Raw genomic sequence first — 473 nt, 5'->3', positions numbered from 1 at the left:
GGTCGGCCAGGCCGTGCTGATGCAGGAGTGGGCGCGGGCCTTCGCGCCGCGCGCCGTCGCGCAGTTCCTGCTCTCGGCGGACGACATCCGGGACCGGCGCCGCTTCGTGAACGCGAAGCACGCGCTCGAACGGGCCCTCAAGCTCGGCGTCGTGCCCGTCGTGAACGAGAACGACACGGTCGCCACGCAGGAACTGCGGCTCGGCGACAACGACACGCTCTCCGCGTGGGTGGCGTACCTCGCGGAGGCCGACACGCTCGTGCTGCTCACGGACGTGGACGGCCTGTACACCGCCGACCCCTCGCGCGATCCGGAGGCCCGGCGCATTCCCGTCGTGGAGGACGTGGCGGGGGTCCGGCACCTCGCGGGAGGCTCGCGCTCCTCCGTCGGGACGGGCGGCATGGCGACGAAGCTCCGCGCCGCCGAGATCGCGGCGGACGCGGGCATCGAGACGGTCATCCTCGGCGGGGGCG

At 74.0% G+C, this 473-nt stretch carries 1 protein-coding gene; it reads left to right on the top strand.

Going from position 1 to position 473, the window contains the following annotated elements; all coding sequences use genetic code 11:
* Positions 1-473: glutamate 5-kinase (gene proB / locus DEIPI_RS29730; RefSeq protein ID WP_084474109.1), on the top strand; the 473-nt coding region annotated here is incomplete at both ends.

The sequence above is a fragment of the Deinococcus pimensis DSM 21231 genome (assembly GCF_000519345.1).
Taxonomy (GTDB): domain Bacteria; phylum Deinococcota; class Deinococci; order Deinococcales; family Deinococcaceae; genus Deinococcus_A; species Deinococcus_A pimensis.
The sequence above is the reverse complement of the archived record's forward strand: the minus strand, read 5'-3'. Positions and strand labels throughout refer to the sequence as shown.